General features: G+C 69.9%; 5 protein-coding genes. 1 reads left to right on the top strand and 4 read right to left on the bottom strand.

What is annotated here, in order from left to right; all coding sequences use genetic code 11:
• The 3 genes from KMS84_RS37550 to lepA form a co-directional block, all read right to left on the bottom strand.
• Nucleotides 1-794 (bottom strand): ATP-binding protein (locus KMS84_RS37550; protein WP_256921038.1); only part of this gene is annotated, 794 nt, incomplete at its 3' end.
• A 188-nt stretch (nucleotides 795-982) separates the two neighbouring features.
• Nucleotides 983-2,857: an AMP-dependent synthetase/ligase gene (locus tag KMS84_RS37545; RefSeq protein ID WP_256921037.1), complete on the bottom strand. Its 1,875-nt coding sequence runs from the start codon at nucleotides 2,855-2,857 to the stop codon at nucleotides 983-985.
• 247 nt (nucleotides 2,858-3,104) lie between these two features.
• On the bottom strand, nucleotides 3,105-4,973 hold the full coding sequence (gene lepA / locus KMS84_RS37540) for a translation elongation factor 4 (RefSeq protein ID WP_256921036.1): 1,869 nt from the start codon (nucleotides 4,971-4,973) through the stop codon (nucleotides 3,105-3,107).
• A gap of 221 nt (nucleotides 4,974-5,194) precedes the next feature.
• Between lepA and rpsT the strand changes: the two genes are divergently transcribed.
• Nucleotides 5,195-5,461 (top strand): 30S ribosomal protein S20, encoded by a 267-nt coding sequence (rpsT, locus tag KMS84_RS37535; protein ID WP_256921035.1) that lies wholly within the window; start codon nucleotides 5,195-5,197, stop codon nucleotides 5,459-5,461.
• A gap of 205 nt (nucleotides 5,462-5,666) precedes the next feature.
• Here the strand turns inward: rpsT and KMS84_RS37530 are convergent, their stop codons facing one another.
• Nucleotides 5,667-6,062, bottom strand: coding sequence for a nuclear transport factor 2 family protein (locus KMS84_RS37530; protein WP_256921034.1), 396 nt, complete (start codon nucleotides 6,060-6,062; stop codon nucleotides 5,667-5,669).
• Between the last annotated feature and the right edge of the window lie 183 nt (nucleotides 6,063-6,245).

Genomic DNA, 6,245 nt, shown 5'->3' with positions numbered 1-6,245 from the left:
GACACGGCGGGCCCGGGCCCGCCCTGCCCGGGCCCGCCGTGTCCGGGGGCGGCGAGCGTCGGGAGGCCGTCATGGGCGCACCCCGCGGGGCCGTGCCCGCCGCCGTGGCCGGTGCCCGGCTCCAGGCCGAGCGCCGGGTCGAGGGCGGGGCGGAGAGCGCGAGCCGGATCGCGAGCGGTGGCCGGGTCCGGGGCAGCGGCCGGGTCGAGGGCCGCAGCCCGATCGGCGGCGGTGGCCGGGTCGACGGCAGCGGCCGGGTCCGGGGCGGTAGCCGGGCCCGGGGGCTCGGCGGTCGGCAGGAGGCGCGCCCAGACCGTTTTCGTCCCTCCGCGGTACGTCACCCCCCAGGCGTCCGCCAGGGCGGCGACCAGCCGTAGCCCCCGGCCGTACTCGGGGATCTCGCACGGCGTCTCGCCGGCGCCGTCACGCGGGGCCCTGGCGGGGTGGTGGTCGCCCACCTCGACCACGACCGCCGGGCAGCCGCCGGACGGGCCGGGCTCGTCCTCCAGCCGGCAGGCCAGCTCCACATCGGTGCCGGCGTGCACGACGGCGTTGGTGACGAGCTCGCTGACGACGAGCACCGCGTCCTGGGCGAGGCGTGCGCCGGGTTCCCCGGCCAGCGGCCGGCCCGGTCCCGCCCACTCCGACAGCGCCGCGCGCACCAGGTCGCGGGCGGCGCCGGGCGCGAGGGGGCTCCCGGCCAGGGCGGCGCGGACGGAGGGAAGCCCGGGCGCGTGCGCGGGCGCGCCACCGGCCCGGGAGGCGGTCTCCCGTTGCGTCGGAATGGCCCCCATGCGCAGCTCCCCGGACGGTTCGGATGCCCTCAGGGTGACAGACCGGTCCCGGTCATGAGCGCTGGGTTACCGAAGTGGGCCGTCCCGGGCGCGAAGCGTGCCGCGCGGGTGTACGCATGTGTGCGATGACGCACGGTTGAGGGGCGGAATCCGAGCATGCGGATTCCGCCCCGGCCCGCGCGCCCGCGCTACGCCTCGCGCGCTCCGGCGTACATCTCGTCGATGAGGTGCTTGTACTCCCGCTCCACGACCGGCCGCTTCAGCTTCAGGCTCGGTGTGATCTCGCCGTGCTCGACGTCGAGGTCGCGGGGCAGCAGCCGGAACCTCTTGATGGTCTGCCAGCGCTGGAGACCCTCGTTGAGCTGCCTGACGTAGCCGTCGACGAGCTCGACCGTCGCGGGCGCGGCGACGACCTCCTCGTACGACTTTCCGGCCAGGCCGTTCTCCTTCGCCCAGTCGAGGATCGACGGCTCGTCCAGCGCGATGAGCGCCGTGCAGTAGTTCCGGTCGGCGCCGTGCACCAGGATGTTGGAGACGTACGGGCACACCGCCTTGAACTGTCCCTCGACCTCGGCGGGCGCGATGTACTTGCCGCCGGACGTCTTGATCAGGTCCTTCTTGCGGTCCGTGATGCGCAGGTACCCGTCGGGCGAGAGCTCGCCGATGTCGCCGGTGTGGAACCAGCCGTCGGCCTCCAGGACCTCGGCGGTCTTCTCGGGGAGCTTGTGGTAGCCCTCCATGATGCCGGGGCCGCGCAGCAGGATCTCGCCGTCCTCGGCGATGCGCACCTCGGTGCCGGGCAGCGGCTTGCCGACGGTGCCGGTGCGGTAGGCCTCGCCGGGGTTGACGAAGGAGGCGGCGGAGGACTCCGTCAGGCCGTATCCCTCCAGGACGTGGATCCCGGCGCCCGCGAAGAAGTAGCCGATCTCCGGGGCGAGGGCCGCGGATCCGGAGACGCAGGCGCGCAGGTTGCCGCCGAAGGCCTCGCGGATCTTGGCGAAGACCAGCGCGTCGGCCACCTTGTGCCGGGCTCCGAGCCCGAAGGGGACGGCCATGCTGCCGGTGCGCCGGAAGTTGTCCTGGGCGGCCTTGGCGTACTCGCGGGAGACCTCGGCGGCCCACTGGAAGATCTTGTACTTGGCGCCGCCGCCCGCGCGGGCCTTGGCGGCGACCCCGTTGTAGACCTTCTCGAAGATGCGCGGCACGGCCGCCATGTAGGTGGGCCGGACGATCGGCAGATTCTCGATGATCTTGTCGACGCGGCCGTCGACGGCGGTGACGTGGCCGACCTCGATCTGCCCGGAGGTGAGGACCTTGCCGAAGACGTGCGCGAGCGGCAGCCACAGGTACTGCACGTCGTCGCCGCTGATCAGGCCAGTCGCGGCGATAGCCTTCGCCATGTACGACCAGTTGTCGTGCGGCAGGCGCACGCCCTTGGGGCGACCGGTGGTGCCGGAGGTGTAGATGAGGGTGGCGAGCTGGTCGGAGGTGATCGCGGCGACGCGGTCCTTGATGAGCCCGGGCTCCTTCTCCAGCCGGGCCGCGCCGCGCTTCTCCAGCTCGTCGAGGGTGAGGATCCAGTCCGCGGTCTCGACGCCGGCCGGGTCGATGACGACCACATGGGTGAGGGCGGGCAGCTCGGCGCGCTTCTGAACGGCCTTGGCGAGCTGGGCGGCGTTCTCGGCGATCAGCACCCGGCTCTCGGAGTCCGAGAGGATGAACGCCGACTCGTCGGCGTTGGTCTGCGGGTAGACCGTGGTCGTGGCCGCCCCCGCGCACATGATGCCGAGGTCGGCGAGGATCCACTCGATCCGGGTCGAGGCGGCCAGCGCCACCCGCTGCTCGGCCTGCACCCCCAGTTCGATGAGGCCTGCCGCGATCGCGTAGACCCGCTCGGCGGACTGCGCCCAGCTCAGCGACTTCCAGTCGTCCGGACCCTCGCCGGACGCCGCCGGCACCGGGTAGCGGTAGGCCTCCGCGTCGGGCGTGGCCGCCACGCGCTCCAGGAAGAGGCCCGCGACGGACGGCGGACGGTTCTCGATCAGTGTCTGTGTGTCGCTCACGACATCCTCCGGGGCCCGCGACGGTGCGGCTGGCTCGTTGCGGCGTCGTTCGACGCGGCTGCTGTTGACGGTGGCTGTTGTTGACCGCGGCTGTTGTTTAACTCACGAGTAACTACCGAGCAGGGATCAGAGTAGAGGGCGACTGGCCAGCGCGTAAGGGGCTCCGGACCGTCACTTTCTCCTGGATACAGCGACAGGGCCCGCCGCGCTCACGCACGACGGGCCCCGGACTCCTGCGCCGAAAGGGCTATTTCTTGCCCTTGCCGGATCCCGCGCTGTCGTCGCTGCTCAGGACCGCGATGAAGGCTTCCTGCGGAACCTCCACGGAACCCACCATCTTCATCCGCTTCTTGCCTTCCTTCTGCTTCTCCAGCAGCTTGCGCTTGCGGGAGATGTCGCCGCCGTAGCACTTGGCGAGGACGTCCTTGCGGATGGCGCGGATGGTCTCGCGGGCGATGACCCGCGAGCCGATGGCCGCCTGGATCGGCACCTCGAAGGCCTGCCGCGGGATGAGCTCGCGCAACTTGGCGACCAGCCGCACACCGTAGGCGTACGCGGCGTCCTTGTGGGTGATGGCGGAGAACGCGTCGACCTTGTCGCCGTGCAGCAGGATGTCGACCTTGACCAGGCTGGAGGTCTGCTCGCCGGTGGGCTCGTAGTCGAGCGAGGCGTAGCCGCGGGTCTTGGACTTCAGCTGGTCGAAGAAGTCGAAGACGATCTCCGCGAGGGGCAGCGTGTAACGGATCTCGACGCGGTCCTCGGAGAGGTAGTCCATGCCGAGCAGCACACCGCGCCGGGTCTGGCACAGCTCCATGATCGAGCCGATGAACTCGCTCGGCGCGAGGATCGTGGCGCGCACGACCGGCTCGTACACCTCCGAGATCTTCCCCTCGGGGAACTCGCTCGGGTTGGTGACGACGTGCTCGGAGCCGTCCTCCATGAGCACCCGGTAGACCACGTTCGGGGCGGTGGCGATGAGGTCGAGACCGAACTCGCGCTCCAGGCGCTCACGGATCACGTCGAGGTGCAGCAGGCCGAGGAAGCCGACGCGGAAGCCGAAGCCCAGCGCGGCCGACGTCTCCGGCTCGTAGACCAGCGCGGCGTCGTTGAGCTGGAGCTTGTCGAGGGCCTCGCGCAGCTCCGGGTAGTCGGAGCCGTCGAGCGGATACAGACCCGAGAAGACCATCGGCTTGGGGTCCTTGTACCCGCCGAGCGCCTCGGTGGCGCCCTTGTTCAGGGTGGTGATGGTGTCGCCGACCTTGGACTGGCGGACGTCCTTCACACCGGTGATCAGATATCCCACCTCGCCCACGCCGAGACCGTCCGCGGAGAGCATCTCGGGCGAGTTGGTGCCGATCTCCAGCAGCTCGTGCGTGGCGTTCGTCGACATCATGCGGATGCGCTCGCGCTTGTTGAGCTGACCGTCGATGACACGCACGTACGTCACGACGCCCCGGTAGGAGTCGTAGACCGAGTCGAAGATCATCGCGCGGGCGGGGGCGTCCGCGACGCCGACGGGGGGCGGGATCTCCTTGACGACCTTGTCGAGCAGCGCGTCGACGCCGAGACCGGTCTTGGCGGACACCCGCAGCACATCGTCCGGGTCGCAGCCGACCAGGTTCGCGAGCTCCTCGGCGAACTTCTCGGGCTGCGCGGCGGGCAGGTCGATCTTGTTCAGCACGGGGATGATCGTGAGGTCGTTCTCCATCGCCAGGTACAGGTTGGCGAGGGTCTGGGCCTCGATGCCCTGGGCGGCGTCGACGAGGAGGACGGTGCCCTCACAGGCCGCGAGCGACCGCGAGACCTCGTACGTGAAGTCGACGTGCCCCGGGGTGTCGATCATGTTGAGGATGTGCGTGTTGCCCGGATCCTGAGTCGGGGCCCAGGGCAGACGCACGGCCTGGGACTTGATCGTGATGCCGCGCTCGCGCTCGATGTCCATCCGGTCGAGGTACTGAGCACGCATCTGCCGCTGCTCGACCACACCGGTCAGCTGGAGCATCCGGTCGGCGAGCGTGGACTTGCCGTGGTCGATGTGCGCGATGATGCAGAAATTGCGGATCAGAGCCGGGGCGGTACGGCTCGGCTCGGGCACATTCTTAGGGGTCGCGGGCACGCAGGGTCCTGTCTCTTGAGGCGCCTTATGCCTCGGGTCGGATCGATACGTAGGCTCCATGGTCCCATGGGCGGCGACCGGGGACCGGTTTGGGCCACTCACGGCACCACTGGTAGTCTGGGCAGCTGTGTCTCATGCCCTCTCAGCGCGAGGCACACCTCAGAAAATCACCTGGCTCGGGACCTTCACGGCCCCGCGCCTGAACCTGCAAAGGCTCATTCGTGGCGAACATCAAGTCCCAGATCAAGCGGATCAAGACCAACGAGAAGGCCCGGCTGCGCAACAAGGCCGTCAAGTCCTCCCTGAAGACCGCGATCCGCAAGGCCCGCGAGGCTGCTGCCGCGGGTGACGTCGAGAAGGCCACCGAGTACCAGCGCGCTGCCGCGCGTCAGCTCGACAAGGCCGTCGCGAAGGGCGTCATCCACAAGAACCAGGCCGCCAACAAGAAGTCGGCGCTTGCTTCCAAGGTCGAGACCCTCAAGGGCTGAACCCTCAACTGATCTGATCGCCGGAGGGGTCCAGAGCGGGCCCTCTCTCATCCGCTCCCGTCCGGCACCCCGAGCCTGTACGCGGCCTGCGTTCGCCACGCGGGTACGGGCTCACCCAGCTTGACCTGCTTGTGTCCGAGGCCCCGGCCACCGCCCTTCCCCAGGGCGGGAGCCGGGGCCTTCGGCATGTCGCCCGTCCGGGCCGTCACGACCAGAACTCGTCGCTCACGTCGATGTCCCGCACGCACTCGTCGAGATCCGTGATCTTGTCGCCGACGATCCGGAAGACGATGCACCCGTCGTCGTCCAGGTGTCTGCCCTTGCGGTCGGCGGTGGCACGGTGCATCGCGACGGCGTGCCCCCGGCCGTCGACCAGCACGCTGCGCAACTCGACGCGCATCGTCCCGGCCGTCTCCGAGAAGAGCCTGCCGTACATGTCCGTGATCGCGTCGAGGCCCTTGAAGTCCCCGGAGAGCGGGTGCGAGCCGGGCACGTGGTGCGTGCAGTCGCCCGTCATCATCGCGCGCAGGGCGTCCATGTCCCCACGGGAGAAAGCGTCGTAGCCCCTACGGATCAGGGCCGCGTGCGGGTGTTCAGCCATGTCGATCGCCACCTTTCGGATACACCGGCGATATGCGGCTGGTACACCCGATTCTCCTCCCCCACGGGCTGAGGTCCAGTGGATCAGACCAGCACGGAGACCGTTTCGCTCACGGTCGGCGCGAGGAGAGGTGAGGGGGGAGGCCCGGGGTGATCCGAGGGTGAGGGAAGCACCGGCGAGGGG

This window comes from Streptomyces hilarionis (assembly GCF_024539675.1).
Classification (GTDB): domain Bacteria; phylum Actinomycetota; class Actinomycetes; order Streptomycetales; family Streptomycetaceae; genus Streptomyces; species Streptomyces hilarionis.
The sequence above is the reverse complement of the archived record's forward strand: the minus strand, read 5'-3'. Positions and strand labels throughout refer to the sequence as shown.